This is a genomic window from Ruegeria sp. ABF4_144, from assembly GCF_056160045.1.
Genome location: NZ_JBSWWK010000001.1, coordinates 1 through 19,000 on the forward strand (window position 1 = coordinate 1; position 19,000 = coordinate 19,000).

Annotated in this window: 19 protein-coding genes; 12 read left to right on the top strand and 7 right to left on the bottom strand. The window is 55.3% G+C overall.

Annotation, left to right across the window (positions count from 1 at the left end):
- The 3 genes from dnaA to recF form a co-directional block, all read left to right on the top strand.
- On the top strand, positions 1–1,398 hold a 1,398-nt coding region (dnaA, locus tag ACXAGD_RS00005; RefSeq protein WP_475207766.1), incomplete at its 5' end, for a chromosomal replication initiator protein DnaA.
- Positions 1,399–1,624: 226 nt separating this feature from the next.
- Positions 1,625–2,746 carry a DNA polymerase III subunit beta gene (gene dnaN, locus ACXAGD_RS00010; RefSeq protein ID WP_170334727.1) on the top strand — a complete coding sequence of 374 codons (1,122 nt, stop codon included), beginning with the start codon at positions 1,625–1,627 and terminating at the stop codon, positions 2,744–2,746.
- 39 nt (positions 2,747–2,785) lie between these two features.
- Positions 2,786–3,883, top strand: a complete 1,098-nt coding sequence (recF, locus tag ACXAGD_RS00015; protein WP_475207767.1) for a DNA replication/repair protein RecF — start codon at positions 2,786–2,788, stop codon at positions 3,881–3,883.
- Here the strand turns inward: recF and ACXAGD_RS00020 are convergent.
- Complete coding sequence (locus ACXAGD_RS00020; RefSeq protein ID WP_475207769.1) at positions 3,880–4,446, bottom strand: carboxymuconolactone decarboxylase family protein; 567 nt, start codon at positions 4,444–4,446, stop codon at positions 3,880–3,882. The genes recF and ACXAGD_RS00020 overlap by 4 nt on opposite strands.
- A 100-nt stretch (positions 4,447–4,546) precedes the next feature.
- Here ACXAGD_RS00020 and ACXAGD_RS00025 point away from each other — a divergent pair, with 100 nt between their 5' ends.
- Complete coding sequence (locus ACXAGD_RS00025; RefSeq protein WP_475207770.1) at positions 4,547–5,119, top strand: TetR/AcrR family transcriptional regulator; 573 nt, start codon at positions 4,547–4,549, stop codon at positions 5,117–5,119.
- Positions 5,120–5,221: 102 nt separating this feature from the next.
- Positions 5,222–7,639, top strand: a complete 2,418-nt coding sequence (gyrB, locus tag ACXAGD_RS00030; protein ID WP_475207771.1) for a DNA topoisomerase (ATP-hydrolyzing) subunit B — start codon at positions 5,222–5,224, stop codon at positions 7,637–7,639.
- A gap of 666 nt (positions 7,640–8,305) precedes the next feature.
- Here gyrB and ACXAGD_RS00035 read toward each other — a convergent pair.
- Positions 8,306–9,202, bottom strand: coding sequence for a LysR family transcriptional regulator (locus tag ACXAGD_RS00035; protein WP_475207772.1), 897 nt, complete (start codon positions 9,200–9,202; stop codon positions 8,306–8,308).
- Positions 9,203–9,295: 93 nt separating this feature from the next.
- On the opposite strand from ACXAGD_RS00035, the gene ACXAGD_RS00040 reads away from it, so the two are divergent.
- Positions 9,296–10,033 carry an SDR family oxidoreductase gene (locus ACXAGD_RS00040; protein WP_475207773.1) on the top strand — a complete coding sequence of 246 codons (738 nt, stop codon included), beginning with the start codon at positions 9,296–9,298 and terminating at the stop codon, positions 10,031–10,033.
- Positions 10,034–10,038: 5 nt separating this feature from the next.
- Here the strand turns inward: ACXAGD_RS00040 and ACXAGD_RS00045 are convergent, their stop codons facing one another.
- A complete protein-coding gene (locus tag ACXAGD_RS00045) occupies positions 10,039–10,953 on the bottom strand; it encodes an AraC family transcriptional regulator (RefSeq protein WP_475207774.1) in 915 nt (304 codons plus the stop codon).
- A gap of 95 nt (positions 10,954–11,048) precedes the next feature.
- Between ACXAGD_RS00045 and ACXAGD_RS00050 the strand changes: the two genes are divergently transcribed.
- Positions 11,049–11,798 carry an SDR family oxidoreductase gene (locus tag ACXAGD_RS00050; protein ID WP_475207776.1) on the top strand — a complete coding sequence of 250 codons (750 nt, stop codon included), beginning with the start codon at positions 11,049–11,051 and terminating at the stop codon, positions 11,796–11,798.
- Positions 11,799–11,882: 84 nt separating this feature from the next.
- Here the strand turns inward: ACXAGD_RS00050 and ACXAGD_RS00055 are convergent, their stop codons facing one another.
- The gene (locus tag ACXAGD_RS00055; RefSeq protein ID WP_475207777.1) at positions 11,883–12,725 is read right to left on the bottom strand and encodes a methylenetetrahydrofolate reductase; all 843 of its coding nucleotides are present in this window, start codon (positions 12,723–12,725) and stop codon (positions 11,883–11,885) included.
- A gap of 183 nt (positions 12,726–12,908) precedes the next feature.
- On the bottom strand, positions 12,909–13,298 hold the full coding sequence (locus ACXAGD_RS00060; protein ID WP_475207778.1) for a DUF983 domain-containing protein: 390 nt from the start codon (positions 13,296–13,298) through the stop codon (positions 12,909–12,911).
- Positions 13,299–13,457: 159 nt separating this feature from the next.
- Here ACXAGD_RS00060 and ACXAGD_RS00065 point away from each other — a divergent pair, with 159 nt between their 5' ends.
- Positions 13,458–14,828, top strand: coding sequence for an aminotransferase-like domain-containing protein (locus ACXAGD_RS00065; RefSeq protein ID WP_475207779.1), 1,371 nt, complete (start codon positions 13,458–13,460; stop codon positions 14,826–14,828).
- 72 nt (positions 14,829–14,900) lie between these two features.
- On the opposite strand, the gene ACXAGD_RS00070 is transcribed toward ACXAGD_RS00065, so the two are convergent.
- A complete protein-coding gene (locus ACXAGD_RS00070) occupies positions 14,901–15,518 on the bottom strand; it encodes a TetR/AcrR family transcriptional regulator (protein ID WP_475207780.1) in 618 nt (205 codons plus the stop codon).
- 106 nt (positions 15,519–15,624) lie between these two features.
- Here ACXAGD_RS00070 and ACXAGD_RS00075 point away from each other — a divergent pair, with 106 nt between their 5' ends.
- The 3 genes from ACXAGD_RS00075 to ACXAGD_RS00085 all read left to right on the top strand — a co-directional run bounded on the left by ACXAGD_RS00075 (position 15,625) and on the right by ACXAGD_RS00085 (position 17,474).
- Positions 15,625–16,086, top strand: coding sequence for a DMT family transporter (locus ACXAGD_RS00075; RefSeq protein ID WP_475207782.1), 462 nt, complete (start codon positions 15,625–15,627; stop codon positions 16,084–16,086).
- 61 nt (positions 16,087–16,147) lie between these two features.
- Positions 16,148–16,603, top strand: a complete 456-nt coding sequence (locus ACXAGD_RS00080; RefSeq protein WP_475207783.1) for a nuclear transport factor 2 family protein — start codon at positions 16,148–16,150, stop codon at positions 16,601–16,603.
- Positions 16,596–17,474 carry an ergot alkaloid biosynthesis protein gene (locus tag ACXAGD_RS00085; protein ID WP_475207784.1) on the top strand — a complete coding sequence of 293 codons (879 nt, stop codon included), beginning with the start codon at positions 16,596–16,598 and terminating at the stop codon, positions 17,472–17,474. Before ACXAGD_RS00080 ends, ACXAGD_RS00085 begins: the two co-directional genes overlap by 8 nt.
- Here the strand turns inward: ACXAGD_RS00085 and ACXAGD_RS00090 are convergent.
- On the bottom strand, positions 17,460–17,864 hold the full coding sequence (locus ACXAGD_RS00090) for a helix-turn-helix domain-containing protein (protein WP_475207785.1): 405 nt from the start codon (positions 17,862–17,864) through the stop codon (positions 17,460–17,462). The genes ACXAGD_RS00085 and ACXAGD_RS00090 overlap by 15 nt on opposite strands.
- Positions 17,865–17,928: 64 nt before the next feature.
- On the opposite strand from ACXAGD_RS00090, the gene ACXAGD_RS00095 reads away from it, so the two are divergent.
- Entirely contained in the window at positions 17,929–18,423 is a 495-nt protein-coding gene (locus tag ACXAGD_RS00095; RefSeq protein ID WP_475207786.1) for a DUF2938 family protein, read from the top strand.
- Positions 18,424–19,000: the final 577 nt, after the last annotated feature.

Here is a 19,000-nt window from a genome sequence, read left to right on the forward strand (position 1 = left end):
ATGACACAAGAAAAATGGGGACAACTGCGTAACAAATTGCTCAAGGCGGTCGGCAAGAACAACTATACCACCTGGATTGAACCTCTAGAATTCCAAGAGTTGCAGGACGGTGTGGCGGTGTTCTCGGTTCCGACGAATTTCATGGGCAACTATGTGAGCCAAAATTTTGCGGATCTCATTCTGTATGAGATGAACACCGCTGGGGAATCGGTTCAGCGACTGGCCTTCCGCGTCGCCGCCAATTCACCAGTGCGCCCGTCCACGGACTCCGAGCCTGCGGTCTCAGTTGTGCAGGACACGCCGCAGCCCCAATCTTTCTCGCAGCAGTCCGAGTCTGCAAATGACGCGCTGGAATCACTGCAGGCTGCGCCTTTGGACGCCCGTTTCACCTTTGACAGCTTTGTGGTCGGCAAGCCCAACGAACTGGCCCATGCAGCTGCGCGCCGTGTTTCGGAAGGTGGTCCCGTCACCTTCAACCCGTTGGTGCTGTATGGCGGCGTAGGTTTGGGTAAAACCCACCTGATGCACGCCATCGCATGGGAGTTGAAAACTAAGCGCCCCGAACTGAACGTGCTGTACCTGTCCGCAGAGCAGTTCATGTACCGCTTTGTGCGCGCCCTGCGGGAACGCCGGATGATGGATTTCAAACACCTGTTCCGTTCGGTCGATGTGCTGATGGTGGATGACGTGCAGTTCATTGCCGGCAAGGACTCCACCCAGGAAGAGTTCTTTCACACCTTCAATGCGCTGGTAGACCAGAACAAACAGATCATCATCTCGGCTGACCGCGCCCCTGGCGAGATCAAAGATTTGGAAGACCGCGTGAAATCGCGCCTGCAGTGCGGCTTGGTCGTCGACCTGCACCCCACCGACTACGAACTGCGCCTGGGTATCCTGCAGAACAAGGTGCAGCAATACAGCAATACATACCCCGACCTGACCATTGCTGATGGCGTGCTGGAGTTTCTGGCTCATCGCATTTCAACCAACGTCCGCGTTCTTGAAGGTGCCCTGACCCGTCTGTTCGCCTTTGCCTCTCTGGTAGGTCGTGAAATCGACATGGAGTTGACGCAGGATTGTTTGGCCGACGTGCTGCGCGCGTCCGAACGCAAGATCACCGTCGAAGAGATTCAGCGCAAAGTTTCGGACTACTACAACATCCGCCTTTCGGACATCATCGGCCCCAAGCGCCTGCGGTCCTATGCCCGCCCGCGTCAGGTGGCGATGTATCTGTGCAAGCAACTGACCAGCCGCTCGCTTCCTGAGATCGGCCGCCGCTTTGGCGGGCGTGACCACACCACTGTCATGCATGGTGTCAAGCGCATTGAAGAGCTGAAAACCACTGACGGCCAGATCGCCGAAGACGTGGAAATGCTGCGCCGCGCGCTGGAAGCCTGAGACTTACCTCAAGCCTCTCAGGAATTGCCCCGGACCATCGTGCCCGGGGCTTTTTTGTGCGCAATTATCCACGGTTGCTCAGGAACTGTGCCCACGCGGCCACGCGGCCCTTGACGCATTGGGCGTTCCGACCCAGAAAACCGTAAAAAATCCTTGTGCCTCAGGGTGGAACCGCTAACGTGCCAGTCCCGCCCATGTCGGCACGCAAGTCAGAGGAATTGAGGGTATGAAGATCAGCATCGAACGCGGCACCCTTCTCAAGGCCGTTTCCCAGGCCCAATCTGTTGTCGAACGCCGCAACACCATTCCCATACTTGCCAACGTGCTGATCGAGGCCGAAGGCAACGAAGCCATGTTCCGCGCCACTGACCTGGATATCGAAGTGGTCGACAAGGCTCCGGCGCAGGTTGAAAAGGCAGGCGCTACGACGGTTGCAGCAACTACCCTGCATGAGATTGTGCGTAAATTGCCGGACGGTGCATTGGTGACTCTGACCGCCGACAGCGCCGCAGGTCGTCTAACGGTTGAGGCGGGCCGGTCGAACTTCTCGCTGGCGACGCTGCCGAAAGAAGATTTCCCGGTTATGGCATCCTCGGAGTATCAGTCGAATTTCACCGCATCCGCGGCGTTGCTGCGGCGGCTATTCGACAAATCGAAGTTTGCCATCTCGACCGAAGAGACCCGGTATTACCTGAACGGTGTCTACATGCATGTGGCCGACGGATCCGAAGGCGGCAAGGTGCTGCGTTGCGTGGCCACCGATGGCCACCGTCTGGCCCGCATCGATGCGGACCTGCCGGACGGTGCCGCCGACATGCCGGGCGTGATCGTGCCGCGTAAGACTGTGGGCGAACTGCGCAAGCTACTGGACGATGATGAGATGGACATTGCTGTTTCGGTGAGCGAAACCAAAATCCGTTTCGCAACACCCGATATCACACTGACCTCGAAAGTGATCGACGGCACCTTCCCCGACTACACGCGCGTCATTCCGCAAGGCAACACCCGTCAGTTGGAAGTGGACGCGGCCGAATTTGCGCAAGCCGTGGACCGGGTCGCCACCGTTTCGTCGGAGCGCTCGCGCGCGGTCAAGTTGCAACTGGACGCGGATAAGCTGGTTCTTTCGGTCAATGCGCCGGACAGCGGCGCCGCCGAGGAAGAACTGGCCGTGGCTTACGGTGATGAGCGGCTGGAGATCGGCTTCAACGCCAAATACCTGCTGGAGATTGCCTCACAGGTGGACCGTGAAAATGCGGTGTTCCTGTTCAATTCGGCCGGTGACCCGACATTGATGCGCGAAGGCAATGACCAAAGCGCGGTCTATGTTGTCATGCCGATGCGCGTCTGATCGACCCTGCGGGGTGATCCTTAACGGAAGGGAGGGGTCATGACTTTGGCCCTGACCGAGCTTACGGTTTCGCATTTCCGGTCCCACAAACTGGCGCGGCTGTCTCTGGATGGGCGACCAGTGGCGATCCATGGGCCGAACGGGGCCGGGAAGACCAATATCCTTGAAGCAGTGTCGCTGTTCTCACCCGGTCGCGGAATGCGCCGGGCCAGCGCGGCCGAGATGACAAGACGGCCCGAGGCGCTGGGCTGGAAGCTGTCCGGCCTGCTGAACGCACAGGGGCAAAAGTACGAGATCGAAACATGGTCCGAGGGCGGCGCGGCTCGCCAGGTTCGGATTGACGGCAAGGCGGCCAGTCAGATCGATCTGGGCAAGCTGGCGCGGGTGGTCTGGCTGATCCCCTCGATGGATCGTCTGTGGATCGAGGGGGCCGAGGGGCGGCGGCGTTTTTTGGACCGCATTGCGCTGAGCTTTGATCCGACCCATGCCGAGGCGTCTCTGACCTATGAAAAATCGATGCGCGAACGGAACCGCCTGTTGAAAGAGCAGGTGCGAGACGCGCATTGGTATGCCGCGCTTGAGGGGCAGATGTCTGAGACCGGTCACCGCATTCACGCCGCACGCTTGGCGGCGCTGGATCATCTGCGCACGGCGCAGGAACAGGCAGAGACCGCTTTCCCGTCAGCTGATCTTGAACTGATACAGACCGAAGGGACGATGCCTGAAACTGCTGAAGATCTGCGCGAGGCGTTAAACGAAAGCCGATTCCGCGATCTGGCTGCGGGGCGTACGTTGGTCGGGCCGCATCGGTCAGACTTGTACGGGGTGTTCGCCGCCAAAGGGGTTCCGGCCAAGGACTGTTCGACCGGAGAGCAAAAGGCCCTGCTGGTGTCTCTGATCCTGTCCAACGCACGGGCGCTGGCGGGGATAGTAGGCGCACCGCCTATCGTGTTGTTGGATGAGGTGGCCGCGCATCTGGATGCCGGGCGGCGCGCAGCACTGTATGACGAGATATGCGCGCTTGGGGCTCAGGCCTGGATGACGGGCACCGGGCCTGAGTTGTTTGCGGAATTAACTGACCGAGCCCAAACGTTGATCGTGAGTGATGGCTTTGAGGGCTCGGTCGTATCCGCTTAGGCGGGTTCGCTGACTTTGCGCTCCCATAGGAATCCGCGCATAACCTCGTCGACCGGGGTTTTCGCCATGTGGTTGACGTAGTTCGACATGGTTTTCTGCGCCAGGCCCAGAACCACGTCCAGCACCGCGCGGTGCGAATAGCCTGCGTCAAAGAACGCCTGCAGCTGTTCCTCGGTCGGGTTGCCGCGGGTTTCCATCACTTGCAGGGTGAACGTGCGCAACGCCTCAAGCTTGGGCGACGGCAGCGGGGTTTCGTTGCGCAGGGCCTCGGTGATCTCATCCGACACCTTCATCATCTTGGCGATGCCGGTATGGGCGGGCACGCAATAGTGGCATTCGTTTTCCACGTTGATGGTCTGCCAGACGACGGTTTTCTCATCATTGTCAAAGTCGGTCTGCATGAACAGGCCGTGCAGAACCTGATAGCCCTCAAGGTGTTGCGGGCTTTCGGCCATCACTTTGTGCAGGCCGGGCAGGCGGCCAAAGGCGGCCTGAGATTTTTCCAACAGCGGTTTGGACCCTTCGGGCGCGGTTTCGAGGTCATGTGATGGGAAATTAGCCATGTCAAAACTCCTGCTTCTGGCGCGATGAGTCGTATTTAGGGTTTATTGAGTGATCGCTCAAGTATATATTTGAGTGAACGTTCAAGAATTGGTGAAGTTGATGCCCCGCAAACCTTCCTATGACCGCGATGCGCTGATTGCGCAGGCCCGTGACATTTTCTGGCATCACGGCTGGGCCGGGACGTCGCTGAAGGATCTGGAGCGTGAGTTGAAATTGAAGCCTGGCAGCTTTTACGCGGCGTTCGGGTCCAAAGATGCGCTCTATGCTCTGGCGCTGGAGCGGTATGCGCAGGACGGGGTCGCCAACATGATGGCGCTGGCAGAGGAATTAGGCCCGCTCGGTGCGCTCAAGGCTCAGCCGCGCCGTGTAATCGAGTCGTCCGGCCTGCCGAGCAAAGCCTGTATGTTGGCCAAGACATATGCCGAGCTGCAGGCCAGGGATCATGAACTGGCAGGTCAGGCCCGCGCCCATATGGCTGCAATGAAAACCTGCTTTGCGGATCTGTTTCGCCGCGCGCAACAGGCCAAAGAGATTGGGCCGGCTCACGACACTGATCGCCTTGCCGCGCGCTATCAATCCGACCTTCTGGGGCTGCGATTATCCGCCGAACGCGACGATGTGAACGCAACGGAAATCGCCGAGGATATCGCGGCTGATCTTGATCGGCTTTGATCCGCAAATAAACCAGATCAGAACCACAAAATATTGGGGGAGCGCGTGACATTCCCCACCAGAAAACGTATAAGTTACCAAAATAATATAGGTACTAACGGCATGTCCGAAGACGCACAGGCACCACAAGAATACGGCGCTGATTCCATCAAAGTTCTCAAAGGCTTAGAAGCAGTCCGCAAACGTCCGGGTATGTATATCGGGGACACGGACGATGGCTCGGGTCTGCACCATATGGTGTACGAGGTTGTGGACAACGGAATTGACGAAGCTCTGGCCGGTCATGCCGACCATGTGACCGTCAAAATCCACGCCGATTCCAGCGTGTCGGTAAGCGATAACGGGCGTGGGATTCCGGTGGATATTCACCCCGAAGAAGGTGTCTCGGCCGCCGAAGTCATCATGACACAGCTGCACGCGGGCGGTAAGTTCGACAGTAATTCGTACAAGGTGTCCGGCGGCCTACATGGCGTGGGCGTCTCGGTTGTGAACGCGTTGTCGGATTGGCTGGAACTACGCGTCTGGCGTAACGGCAAAGAACACGTGGCGCGCTTTGAGGGCGGTGAGACGGCGGAACACCTGAAGGTGGTCCAAGAATGCGGCGACCGTACCGGAACCGAAGTGCGCTTTCTGGCCTCGACCGATACGTTTTCTAACCTCGAATATTCGTTTGAGACGCTTGAAAAGCGCCTGCGTGAGCTGGCCTTCCTGAACTCGGGCGTACGGATCATCCTGATTGACGAACGCCCGGCGGAGCGTCTTGAGACCGAGCTGTTCTATGAAGGTGGTGTCAAAGAGTTCGTCAAGTACCTCGACCGCTCCAAGACTCCTGCGATGCCGGAGCCGATCTATATCAAGGGTGAGCGCGACGATATCGGCGTTGAAATCGCCATGTGGTGGAATGACAGCTACCACGAGACGGTTTTGCCCTTCACCAACAACATCCCGCAGCGGGATGGTGGGACGCACGTGGCCGGTTTCCGCGGCGCGCTAACCCGGACGATCAACAACTACGCGCAGTCCAGCGGGATCGCGAAGAAGGAAAAGGTCAGTTTCACTGGCGATGACGCGCGCGAGGGTCTGACCTGTGTGTTGTCGGTCAAAGTGCCGGACCCGAAATTCTCGTCGCAGACCAAAGACAAGCTGGTTTCGTCCGAAGTCCGCCCGGCGGTAGAAGGTCTGATGAACGAAAAGTTGGCCGAATGGTTCGAGGAAAACCCGAACGAGGCCAAGGGGATCGTTGGCAAGATCATCGAGGCCGCTTTGGCCCGTGAAGCCGCCCGTAAGGCGCGTGAACTGACCCGCCGCAAGACGGCGATGGATGTGAATTATCTTGCCGGTAAGCTGAAAGACTGTTCCGAAAAAGACCCGTCCAAAACCGAAGTCTTCCTTGTCGAGGGTGACTCTGCGGGCGGCTCGGCGCAAACCGGTCGGGACCGGCTGACGCAAGCCGTACTGCCTCTGCGCGGGAAAATCCTGAACGTCGAACGCGCGCGGTTTGACAGAATGCTGTCGTCGCAGGAGATCGGAAATCTTGTAATGGCGCTGGGCACCGGCATTGGTCGCGATGAGTTCAACATCGAAAAGCTGCGCTACCATAAGATCGTCATTATGACCGATGCGGACGTGGATGGCGCACACATCCGTACCCTGCTGCTGACCTTCTTCTATCGGCAGATGCCAGAGCTGATCGAGGGCGGGTACCTCTATATCGCGCAGCCGCCGTTGTATAAAGTTTCTCGTGGTAAATCAGAGGTTTACCTGAAGGATCAAGCTGCTCTGGATGACTACCTGATCAATCAGGGCGTCGAAGGGGCTGTGCTGAAACTCGGCTCGGGCGAGGAAATCATTGGTCAGGACCTGACCCGCGTGGTCGACGAAGCACGCCAGCTGAAACGTGTGCTGGACGCTTTCCCGACCCATTACCCCCGGCACATTCTGGAACAGGCTGCTGTTGCAGGTGCTTTTGTGCCGGGCGCGGTGGACGCTGACCTGCAAGGGGTTGCCGATAAGGTCGCCGCCCGTTTGGACCTGATCGCGTTGGAATACGAGCGCGGCTGGCAAGGTCGCATCACCCAGGATCATGGCATCCGCCTGGCCCGCATCCTGCGCGGCGTTGAAGAGGTCCGCACGCTGGACGGCCCGATGCTGCGCTCGGGCGAGGCACGCAAAACCGGCAGCTTCACGCAGAGTCTGCAAGAGGTCTACAACACTCCGGCCACATTGGTTCGTCGTGACCGTATGCAAGCGATACACGGCCCGTTGGACCTGCTGCGCGCCATTCTGGAAGAGGGTGAAAAGGGCCTGTCCCTGCAGCGCTACAAAGGTCTGGGCGAGATGAACCCGGATCAGCTATGGGAAACCACGTTGGACCCGGATGCCCGCACGCTGTTGCAGGTCCGGGTGGACGATATGGTCGAAGCGGATGACCTGTTCACCAAGTTGATGGGTGACGTGGTCGAGCCGCGCCGCGAGTTCATTCAGCAAAACGCCCTGAGCGTCGAGAATCTGGATTTCTGATCCGGTGTAGGTGTGCGTATAACACTTCGCACACCTCATAAGTTTGCGTAGTTTGCCCATAGTTTGGCGCTGTGCGATTGTCTGCCTTAGCGATGAATTCAATCAGTTTTTGGCGTTGGTGTTGCTGTTATGGCTCTTTGCGGTGCTCAATCCCGCAAAGGGCCTCCCTAACCCGAATACGATGTATTTAAGGATACAGTGGCTCACGTGATTGAGAGAGAATTCAATGGCTTCCATCCGGGTCATTTGGCGTCTACTTCATCAAGAGAGTGGCTAAACGAACAACAGACAAGACGGCTCTGAAGAAACTCATTCATCTGATTTATGCAGGTTCTGTCGCTGCTGCATCGGAAAATCAGGATGTCCAGCTCGGTGATTTCAGGTTCCAGAAATATGTTGGTGAAGAACTTCTCAGGTTAGAATGGCACTCGTTGGACTGAACTGCAAATGATGGTGCGAAGTTAACGGTTTGGAAGGCTCGGGCGGTGACACATTGGTGCAAGCTGGACCTGCTCGGATCATGCAAAGCTCCGCATGGCCCAAGCGAGTCTTTCTTGGTCAGACCGCAGCACCTTGCGATCTTTCAAAGCGAGTGCGTGCCTGTAAGGTTAGTGATGCGCAGAAAGCTGACTTTGCAAAGTCGAGCGGACGGCCTTAGACATTTGGTCAAAGCGCGGCCTTGTCGAAAATGCGAACGATCCAATCGAGGAAAACCCGAACGCGCGGTGAGAGTTGTCGGTTTTGTGGGTAATACGCAGCCAGCGGGGTTGGGGGTGGCGGCATATCCGGCAAGACTTCCACAAGGCGTCCATCTTCCAAGTCTTCCAGAAAACGATACTTCGGCGCTTGAGCCATTCCGAACCCGCTTCGGATCAAATGATGCACCGTGTCAGCGTCGTTTGCGGTGACCAACGCCGGTAACGAAACTTCCTTAAGCTTGTCTCCGAGCTTAAACTCCAGCGGCATTACTGTGCCTGTTCGCGAAGACAGAAAGCCGACCATCTGATGACCTTTGAGATCTTCTACCGACGTGGGGGTGCCAAACTCGGCCAGATACTCTGGACTGGCACAGGTGATTTCGGGGAGATCGGTCAGGTGCCGTGTGATCATACCACTGTCATCAGGAATACCTGCGCGGATGACGCAATCGACCCCTTCGCGCACCAGGTCCACCAGCCGCTCTGTCTGACCGAGTTGAAGTGAGATCTTGGGGTAAGTCGCGAAAAATTCAGCCAGGTGCGGCAGCAGAAAAACCCGCGTCAGAGTGCCGGGAGCATCGACGCGCAGCAGACCTGACGGTTCGTGCCCGCGCAGTGCTCCCTCAGCTTCTTCCAGATCAGCCAGAATTGACGCGCATCTTTGGTAAAAGGCCTGCCCATCTGGCGTTGGGGCCACGTGGCGGGTTGTGCGATCCAGCAGTCGACTTCCCAAATCACGCTCCAGCCTTTGGATGGCTTCACTTGCGGTAGACCGTGGAATGTTCAGGTCAGCAGCTGCCTTTGTGAAGCTCCCACGTTCCAGGACGCGAATAAATAACCGCATGGTTTCAAGTCTATCGATCATTGTTCGCTTTTATCGAATTAAAAGTCCAAAACAAGGATGATTATCTGGAACGCCTCCTTGTCTATCTTCGCTGCATATAGAAAGGAGATTGACATGGTACACGGTCAACGAACTGCAATTGTAACCGGCGCAAGCAAGGGAATTGGTGCAGCCATCGCACTCCGCCTCGCTCGGGATGGTCATGCAATTATTGCCAATTATTCGAGTGATGAAGCCGGAGCGAACGAGGTTGTAGACGCTATCAAAAAAGCAGGCGGCCAAGCAGTCGCGGTCCAGGGTGATATCTCCGAAGCATTCTGCATGCCGCGATTGTTCGATGCGGCTGAACAAGAATTCGGTTCTGTCGATGTTCTGGTTAACAACGCGGGAATTATGCGCCTGAGCAAGGTTGCTTCTACATCGGATACCGATTTCGAGGCGCACTGCGTCGTCAACATTGGAGGTGTCTTTCGCGGCATGCGCGAGGCCGCCAACCGCATGAACAAAGGTGGCGCGATCATTAGCCTGTCCTCAAGCGTGGTGGGTCTCTATCAGCCGACATACGGAATCTACGCGGCGACAAAAGCCGCAGTGGAAGCAATGACTCATGTGCTGGCCAAAGAATTGGGCTCACGTGGCATCACCGTGAATGCTGTTGCGCCTGGGCCGGTCGGGACGGACCTATTCATAACTGGCAAGCCTGAGGCGGTGATTGAGAACATCAAAATGATGAACCCGTTTGGGCGGCTCGGAACACCCGAAGACATCGCTGCAGCTGTTTCGCTTCTGGCCGGGCCCGATGGCCGTTGGATTAATGGGCAAACACTTCGCGCCAATGGCGGCGTCGTTTGAAGCTCTTAGCCCGAAGCTTCCAGCAGATTTGTCTTTGAGTAACGCGCGGGAGGGCATCCGACATAGCGGGAAAATGCCGTACTGAAGGCACTGGACGACCCATACCCGATCTCGGCAGAGATTTCGGCAATGCTTAGATCGCCGGCTCGAAGCATATGCTTTGCCAGTGTCATCCGCCAGTTCTGCAAATAACTCATTGGGGGCATTCCCATGACCCCTTCAAACCGTGTGAAGAAAGAAGATCGAGATAGCCCGGCTTCTGTTGCAAGAGCTTGAACAGTCCAACCATGCGCCGGGGCAGAGTGCATGGCTCGTAGGCTGGAGCCAATTCTCTTATCTGCTAATCCACGCAAAAGGCCCGTAGCTGGAGCTGTATCCGCGCTGGATCGGAAGGCTTCAATCAGTAATACCTGTAATAGGTTCTCGACGATCACATCCCGCGCTGGTCTGTTTGCACGCGCCTCGTCGCGAACAAGCCCCGTGAGGGCAGCCAACCGTCCTTCACCGCGGACAAAAACAACGTCAGGGAGCAGCGAGATCAGAAGATCGGTGTCCGGGCTGGTAAAGGTGCAATGGCCTACCAATTGCTGGACCTCTGGTTCCCCTTCAATTGACCCAAGCCTGAATACTCCGTCTTCACTCTCCACCGGGTGGTTGGCCAAATCATCAAGCGGCGGAGGATCCACGCTTGAGAAGGTGAAGGATTTGACCGCAGGGATCAGCACAAAGTCACCTGCATATAAAGCCAAAGGTTCTTTCCCTTCGACCTCTAGGCACGCACGTCCCGCAAGTAGAAAACAGTAGAAGGCCTCATTTACATCCTCACGATGCACCCGAAACGGCCCCGACGCATGAACCAGTTTCGAATAAGAGGCCTTCGGCTGAAGGAGTGAGATGAGTTCAGAGAATGGATCAGCCATTTTGGACTTTTGGTAACAAAAGGTGGATTATTGATTATATGTAATACGACTTGCGTCGTCTACGTTCAAGACATCAATGAATAGGAGACAACGTCATGAATACCGTGTTGATCACAGGATGTTCTTCGGGGTTTGGACTGGAGACAGCGCGCTTCTTCCTTAAGCAGGGATGGTCGGTAGTCGCGACCATGCGCAAGCCAGATGAAGCACTATTCCCGGCCTCTGATCGTTTGACGATCCTGCCGTTGGATATCTCGGACAGCGAAAGTATCGCAAAGGCTGTGAAAGCTGCTGGCCCCATCGACGCTTTGGTGAACAATGCAGGCGTGGGCTGGCTTTCCCCTTTTGAAGGCACATCAGAAGATAACCTGCGTCGGATATTTGAGACCAACACGTTTGGTACCATGGAAATGGTCCGTGCCGTGCTGCCGCAAATGCGCGCCAAGGGATCAGGGGTGTTCGTGAACGTCTCTTCCAGCGTCACACTCAAACCACTGCCGTTGGCTTCGGTCTACACGGCCAGCAAAGCAGCGGTGAACGCCTTCACCGAATGTCTTGCCCTTGAACTGGCACCTCTTGGCATTCGCGCCCATATCGTGTTGCCGGGTCAGGCCCCAACAACGAACTTTGGTAAGAACGCAATGGCACTGATGTCAGAAGCCAATGAAACGCCTCAAGACTACAAGCCGTTCGTTGATCAGACCATGGCGGCCTTCATGAATGCCGAAGGGAAAGAATTCACCTTCTCCGAGGATGTCGTTCAGGCAATCTGGAAAGCCGTCACCAACAGTAGGTGCCCACTTCGGATCCCTGCCGGAAAGGATTCGGTCGCTCTGGCGGCGTGATGCCCTCAACAATTAGAAGAAGCTCTCTCGAAAACTATCATGGCCGACCTCAATGGGTCGGCCTTTCTTACATCTGGTATTGCCTCATGCCAGTAGTTTGCTCGAAGTGTCCTGCGGTTGTCGCGCCTTAATTTCAGTAAGCCACTCAACGGCAGCCTTCGTGCCACCAAAGGGATAAAGGTGAATCGCGACATCTTTTAGATTTCGTCGTTGTAATCCTTGTTCGATCAAACGGACCAGACGGGAAAAATCAACGATCCCGTCCACGGTGTCACTCACGTTGTTAAGTCCGCCAGCCGATACCCCAAATGAGCGTGCAAATCTGAGCAGGCGATCTTTTTTAGCCGGTCCAGGTAATCCAATTTGGATGGTCTGGCTAACACCAGCGTTTCGAAGCTGGCTTATCCAGTTGAGAATTCTGCTTGGATCAAAGGCAAGTTGAGTGGTTATGCTCACACTGCATCCATAGGACTCCAAAAGTTTTACCTTTTGCTCCAGTGGGGCTACGTCTGAACGATAACCCGTGGCTGCGTTTCCCTCTGGAAAACCCGGCAATGTGACCCTCTTGATCGCGTATTTTTCTAACCACTCCGTTCGGAGGAGATCCATCGTGTTGTTGAATGGACCCGACGCATCTGATGGGTCGCCGCCAACGACCATGACTTGTTCTTGAGTGCCGGCAAACCGGAGTTTTTCGGTCAGGTCAAACAAGTGCTTTTTTGATTGAAGGCGTCGAGCTGCAAATATCGGCACCGGCAATAGTCCGGCATCGTCGATCCGGCGCACCGTTCGCAGCCTGTCGTAATCATCCTCATCGTTCAGCCAGGCCACATTCACAGCGGTCCTCGCAGGAATAAGTGACGCGGCAGATGTGAGATCTGCAATCGTCTTTCCTGTCGCTTCAAGTGAAAAATAGTCCAAATCCATCAAGGAATCCTTTCTTTGAAAGGGCTGAGAATTCATTGGGAGGGCTGGCTCGCCTGATCGATTACGTTCAGAGTCTGACCGGTAACACTCCAGCTTCAATTGCTGAATTCGTTCAACATGACCTCGAAGCTTGGCAGTAGAAACAAGCCACAGGCGTGTGGCCAGCCTGCAATCGTAGGCTGGCTAAAACCCGTGCATTCGTTTGGCCCATTGGTATCCGACAATCAGGCCCTTCATGACTGGCAGCAGTGCCAAGGCACCTGCAACTGCGATCACAGACATGCTCAAAGCCAAGACCCAGGGTTCTGGTCTCCAGGTAACCCAGGCGATGTGCAACGCGAACCCCATAAGGTGGCCAATGATCAGGATCGTAAGATAGGCCGGACCATCATCGGCGCGCTGATGGTTTAAATCCAAACCGCAATTCGCGCACTCATCGTTCACTTTGATGTAGCTATGCAGCAGTTTGCCTTCCCCGCATTTTGGGCACTTGAGGCGCATCCCATTCATGATCGCGGGCTTGATGGGGCGCTCTTCACTGTCGTCGTGGGCGTCAATCGCAAGTTCGGACATCTTTGATCTCCTTCTGTTGCGCCTCAGATAGTTCAATTCCAAACAAAATGCAATCAATAGCCAATCAATTTGGCAGAGTGTGAGATAAATTGTTGATTATTACTTATAAAAAAAGTAAAAGAGACAGGCACAATCTCCTTTATTGAGTGGAGCAAAGTCTTGAAGTTATGGGCACCGAATCTGCGCGACGACGGAAAGCCACTCTACATCCAGATCGCGGAAGCGATCAGGCATGATGTAGAAACAGGTGTTCTTGATGCAGGTGACAGGCTTCCGCCTCAACGTAGCGTCGCCAAGCTAGTTGGTTTGGATTTCACAACCGTGTCACGCGGATACTCTGAGGCTGCGAAACGAGGGTATATCGACACCTTTGTCGGGCGGGGCTCGTTCATCCGGAAACCAGAAGAAACCTCAGAAAAAGCAGATCCACGCCGTGCTTTGGAAGAAGATCCGAACATGAACATGCCCCCGGAGCCAGACGATCCGGCTCTTGTGGCCCGCATGGAGCAGGGCCTCACGCATGTTGCCGCAAACCTTGTTCCTCTGCTTCGCTATCAGTCCATAATCGGCAGCCGGCAGGACCGGGAAACTGCGGCGCGTTGGATGAACATCAATGGTATCGACGTTACCGCAGATCATTTGGCAATCACTCCTGGCGCACATGCCAGCCTACTGTCGATCCTGACGCTGCTCACCAAGCCTGGGGATACCGTGATATGTGAGCGTGTGACCTATCCCGGTATTCGTGCCATAGGCGCTCAACTTGGCATTCGGCTTGTTGGCGTAAGGTCAGACGGCAGCGGTATTCTCCCTGATGAGCTGGATGCGGCCATTCGAGAATATGCGCCCACTGCTTTGTATCTGAATCCAACGCTGCAAAACCCCCTGACGCTTACAATTCCAATGGAGAGGCGTGAGCAGATCGCGTCCGTTTTGCGAAAGCATGGCGTGCCTTTGATTGAAGACGACGCATGTCGCTTTGTGTCTTCGGATGCGCCGCCAATTATCTCACAGCAGATTCCCGAATTGGGGTGGTACATCGCGGGTCTCTCGAAGTGCCTTGGCGCTGGTTTGAGGCTGGCACTCACGGTGGTTCCGTCAGGCCTGTCGAGAACACACTTCACTCGGGCCTTGCAGGCATCGAATGTCATGGCATCACCGATTACAACAGCTTTGATGGCGCGATGGATCGAGGATGGTACAGCCGCGGCAGTGCAAAAGTTCGTGCGAAAGGAGGCGGACCGCAGACAGAGCTTGGCGGCCAAAATTATGCACAACCAAGACTTTGTGGGTAGCCGGGAGGCATTCAATATATGGCTGACGCTGCCGGAAGGGTCCAGCCGAGCTGATGTGATGAGTCACATGGCCAATCGCCAAATCGGGATCATGCCGAGCAACGCCTTTACGGTGACAGGATCGCCCGATGAAGCAGTCAGGGTATGTCTGGGGGGGCCAATTTCATTCAGTCAACTGACTGAAGATCTTGAAGCATTAAACTATGCGATCACCCACCAAAATTGGGTTCCCTAGGCTGTTAGGCGGTGCCAAAAAACAGCGAAATGACCTTCGTCTCAATTCGTCAAATTTCTATGTGGTTACTGTTTATTCCGATACGCTTAGCACCAGATTGGTGAACCGTTTAATGTCAACTGATCTGACAGGCCGATGCTGAACAATGACGTGCCAGTAAAGCGGTGCGATAAACATATCCAGGATCATTTGCCGATCTGTGTCTATTGTCAGCTCACCACGCTCGATAGCTCTGTCCAGCATGATCATTGCCTGGGCCCGGCGATCCCGCGTCACACTCTCCAGCAAGTCCGCCAATTCATCAGAACGAGCGTGCTCAGCATGCAGATCCGGTAGAATCCGTCTCACAAGCGGATGACGCAGAGTTGCAGCCATCCTGCGCATAAGCTTGGCAACGTCCTTTTCAAAGGAACCTGTGTCCGGAATTGGAGTAATATTCGTGGCCGCTGATTTGACCGCTTGGGTCACCATTTCAAACTTGGATTTGCTCCGCCGATAGAGCGCCGCCTTTCCAACACCTGCGCGAGCCGCAATGCGCTCCATTCGTAGAGCCGAGTAACCCGTTTCCGCCCATTCCTCGAACAAGGCGCGTTGGATTGCTTCCGTCACCGTGTCTTGCAAAACGGCAGCCCCGGCCGGCTTCCGACGCGGCCGATCAAAATTTTTTACGTCGGAACTATTGCGTTCCATCGTGATTCTCCCTTATGTAGAACGAAACGGTACCGTTCCAACGTATTTTGAGGCAAACTCCAAAATACTGCAACCCAATTTTGGCACTTGTGGAAAGGACGAAAAGATGGACCCGAAAATCGCACTTCTGTGGTTTGCGCCTCTGCTTTGCGGGGCCTTGATACCGGTCCATGCCGGAATGAACGCTGAGCTCAGCCGTGCGGCTGGTCATCCGCTCTGGGCAACCCTGTTGTCATTTGGAATTTCATTCGTCTGCCTGATGGTCGGGGTCGCTTGGCTCCGTCCGACAATGCCAAGCTTATCATCACTTTATGCGGCTCCTCCTTGGGCGTGGGTAGGAGGTGTGATCGGTGTCACTTACGTGATGGCGACCATGGTTCTGATCCCACGCCTTGGGGCCGCCGCCTTTATTGCCGCTATTGTTGCCGGACAAATGACGATGGCACTCATCCTGGACCAGAACGGTCTTTTGGGGAACGCTCCTCGACCAGCGGACTTCTATCGTGTCACTGGTGCGGTGCTGTCGATCTCGGGTGTCCTTATCATGCAGTTCGGAAAAGCGACTTAAACCAAGCCACCACTCACAGAACAACCCTCCCGTTAAGGGGACAACAAGAGGTAATGAGATCATGTCTGAAACAAATAACATACCCAGTTTTGGTGCGATGCTGCGCGGTGCCCTCGGAGACGCAATCAACGCAGAAGCAGGCGAGAACTTCCTGGACATGTGTGACGAAGGCATCGTGTTCGAGTTCCCGTTTTCGCCGAAAGGCTCAGTGCGGGAACTTCGCGGCCGAGACGCTATGGCAGCCTATCTGCCTAAAGCCGGAGGCCTCATCAGCTTTGAATCCATGAGCCCGGCGGTCACCCATGTTGTAAAAGACGGTGAAACCTTTGTGTTGGAGTTCTCCTGCAAAGGTGAAGGCAAAGCCGGACGCTACGATCAAAACTATATTTCCGTGATCAAAGTGAAAAATGGCCGCATCGTTCACTACCGGGATTACTGGAATCCACTGGTTCTGCTGAATGCCGTAGGCGGAATTGAAGCACTAAAATTCGAACTCGGGAGCTTTATCGATGCCTAAGTACATTCTCGTCACCGGCGGCACCGGCAAGACTGGCAGCCGCGTCGTTAAACAGCTACGTGCAAAAGGTCTGGCTCCTCGCGTGGGAACACGCAGGCCTCTCAACAAAAATGAATTGCGGTTCGATTGGAGCGATCCGTCTACTTTCACGGATGCGTTCGATGGCGTCAGGGCTGTCTACCTCGTAGCACCCACAGACACCGTCGATTCACTGGGAGCAATGCAGCCCGGTCTTAAGGCGGCACTTGCCGCGGGCGTCCAACGCTTCGTCCTGCTCAGTGCGTCTTCTTTGGAAGAAGGCGGGCCTATGATGGGTGCAGTCCACGCCTGGCTGCGCTCCAATGCTCCAGAATGGGCCGTCCTGCGTCCAACCTGGTTCATGCAGAACTTCTCAGAGCTTCATCACCGTGATCCCATTCGCGATGAGTCCGCCATCTACACAGCGACAGATGACGGCCGAGTTGGCTTTATCGATGCTGGCGATATAGCAGCCTGTGCAACGGCGCTACTGGTCACTCCATCAGTCAAAAACACTGACTACATACTCACTGGCCCGGAAGCGATTTCTTATGATGTGGTTGCTGCGGCGCTAAGCAGTCAATTGGGGCGGCAGATCATCCATCATCCTCTAACTGTAGAGGAGCTAGCGGAGCGTCATCAGAGCCTCGGATTGCCGGAAGAATATGCAAAGACACTGGCTGCTATGGATGGTGCAATCGCTGGCGGATCCGAGGATCGTGTCACCGACGACGTCCTCAAATTGACCGGCTCCTTGCCAACTTCCATTGATCAATTCGTTCAGCAAAATCTGGAAGCTTGGAAGCAGAGCAAAGATAACAAGATGCAAGTGGCTGAGTCAGCGAACACGTGAGATGCGTGTGTCCTTAAGCAGCGATTGAAATCTGGGGCATTCCAGATGAGAAGGTGCGGTGCAGGCGGCGATGTGATCCAGAAGGTCGGCAGAAGCCTCCAATTCTTGCGCTTGTTTACGCAGGTTGGTCGCTTGACTGCGCAACTTTTTGCGACTGAGATCCAGCTTCCCGCCCTGAGGACGTAACAAGTCTGCGATTTCGTCCAAGGAATAGCCAGCCCGCTGACCCAATGCGATCAAGGCAAGTCTGGTTAGTACTCCATCATCATATTGTCGGCGCAATCCTTGCCTGCCATCCGAAGCGATAAGGCCCCGTTTTTCATAGTAACGCAGGGTGGACGGTGGGCACCCGCTGCGCTGTGCGACTTCCGCAATATCAAGAAGAAACATGTTGACCTAATCCTGACTTCAAGTTGCACACAAACTGCGGGATTCGTCAGATGAAGGAAAGCACATGAATTTCGCGGAATTGTTAATTTGGGGCGCGGCCTTAGGTCTGGGCGCGACAGTATTCACCGATTTAGCCGGGATTCTCCGGCAGGGATGGACCGCAACAAATGGGTTTTATTGTTTAGTCGGTCGTTGGGTCGGATCAGTTTCACGCGGTGAATTGGTTCACACCGACATTCGCAATACGCCACGCCTAAAAACTGAGGCGGCGTTGGGTTGGACTGCGCATTTGCTTCTGGGTCTGCTGTTTGGGATAGCGTTTGCTGTTCTGTTTGGGCCAACTGCTCTGCACGAGCCGAAAGCCTGGCAAGGTCTGAGCTTCGGCTTGGCAACAGTTCTTGTACCTTGGCTTGTGTTTCAACCCCTCTTCGGTTGGGGCGTGGCCGTTTCAAAAGCCCCGGAGCCTTGGAAAATGCGCCTTCGTGGCTTGGTTACTCACCTGACTTTTGGACTAGGGCTATGGTTGAGCGCTATGGTTTCTGGCATGATTCTCAATTGAAGTCGCTACTAAGCAACCTGCTGAAAAATCGGGTGTATACCGGCTTTAACGATGTTGCGCGCTCATGAGCGGTGCTCTTGTCCTGATAGCAGTTCTGGTTTTTCCATTGGGAAGGCCAGCCGCGCCAGATATTGTTGGCCGACCTTCGTGTTGGCTTCTAGAGAGTTGGCAGGGTTGCGCATGTCGCAGTTCGCAAAATTCGGCGATGAATGTCCGATTTGGGTTGCGAACGGTCTTGAAAGCGAAGAAGGCGAACGGTTTGCAACTGCTTCTCGTTGTCCATGGCCGCAGGCATTATTGGCTCGGCCGTTGGGTCTTCTGCTAAAGCGTGTGCTTCCTCTGCCTTTGCTGTTCCAGTCGTTCGATCTCGGCATTCAACAGTGCGAACCTCTGCGATGTCTGATGTTCGGCAATCAGATGCAGGAAATTCTTGGTCTTAACCGCCCATGCTTCATGCCAAAGCGCTCGTATACCATCGCATTAAGCACATCCCGTTTCGCCGTCGGAATCCGGAACTGGACGTGCCCACAGTGTTCAGTCTCAGTTCTTGTCATCGGATCCACCTTTTTGAGCTGAG

Bases quoted from the DNA above. Each gene is read 5' to 3' on its own strand.
- ACXAGD_RS00040 (WP_475207773.1), top strand. From the start codon at position 9,296: ATGGTACACGGTCAACGAACTGCAATTGTAACCGGCGCAAGCAAGGGA.
- dnaN (WP_170334727.1), top strand. From the start codon at position 1,625: ATGAAGATCAGCATCGAACGCGGCACCCTTCTCAAGGCCGTTTCCCAG.
- recF (WP_475207767.1), top strand. From the start codon at position 2,786: ATGACTTTGGCCCTGACCGAGCTTACGGTTTCGCATTTCCGGTCCCAC.
- ACXAGD_RS00035 (WP_475207772.1), bottom strand. From the start codon at position 9,202: ATGATCGATAGACTTGAAACCATGCGGTTATTTATTCGCGTCCTGGAA.
- ACXAGD_RS00095 (WP_475207786.1), top strand. From the start codon at position 17,929: ATGAATTTCGCGGAATTGTTAATTTGGGGCGCGGCCTTAGGTCTGGGC.
- ACXAGD_RS00070 (WP_475207780.1), bottom strand. From the start codon at position 15,518: ATGGAACGCAATAGTTCCGACGTAAAAAATTTTGATCGGCCGCGTCGG.
- ACXAGD_RS00025 (WP_475207770.1), top strand. From the start codon at position 4,547: ATGCCCCGCAAACCTTCCTATGACCGCGATGCGCTGATTGCGCAGGCC.
- ACXAGD_RS00090 (WP_475207785.1), bottom strand. From the start codon at position 17,864: ATGTTTCTTCTTGATATTGCGGAAGTCGCACAGCGCAGCGGGTGCCCA.
- ACXAGD_RS00055 (WP_475207777.1), bottom strand. From the start codon at position 12,725: ATGGATTTGGACTATTTTTCACTTGAAGCGACAGGAAAGACGATTGCA.
- ACXAGD_RS00020 (WP_475207769.1), bottom strand. From the start codon at position 4,446: ATGGCTAATTTCCCATCACATGACCTCGAAACCGCGCCCGAAGGGTCC.
- ACXAGD_RS00060 (WP_475207778.1), bottom strand. From the start codon at position 13,298: ATGTCCGAACTTGCGATTGACGCCCACGACGACAGTGAAGAGCGCCCC.
- ACXAGD_RS00075 (WP_475207782.1), top strand. From the start codon at position 15,625: ATGGACCCGAAAATCGCACTTCTGTGGTTTGCGCCTCTGCTTTGCGGG.
- ACXAGD_RS00050 (WP_475207776.1), top strand. From the start codon at position 11,049: ATGAATACCGTGTTGATCACAGGATGTTCTTCGGGGTTTGGACTGGAG.
- gyrB (WP_475207771.1), top strand. From the start codon at position 5,222: ATGTCCGAAGACGCACAGGCACCACAAGAATACGGCGCTGATTCCATC.
- ACXAGD_RS00085 (WP_475207784.1), top strand. From the start codon at position 16,596: ATGCCTAAGTACATTCTCGTCACCGGCGGCACCGGCAAGACTGGCAGC.
- ACXAGD_RS00080 (WP_475207783.1), top strand. From the start codon at position 16,148: ATGTCTGAAACAAATAACATACCCAGTTTTGGTGCGATGCTGCGCGGT.
- ACXAGD_RS00045 (WP_475207774.1), bottom strand. From the start codon at position 10,953: ATGGCTGATCCATTCTCTGAACTCATCTCACTCCTTCAGCCGAAGGCC.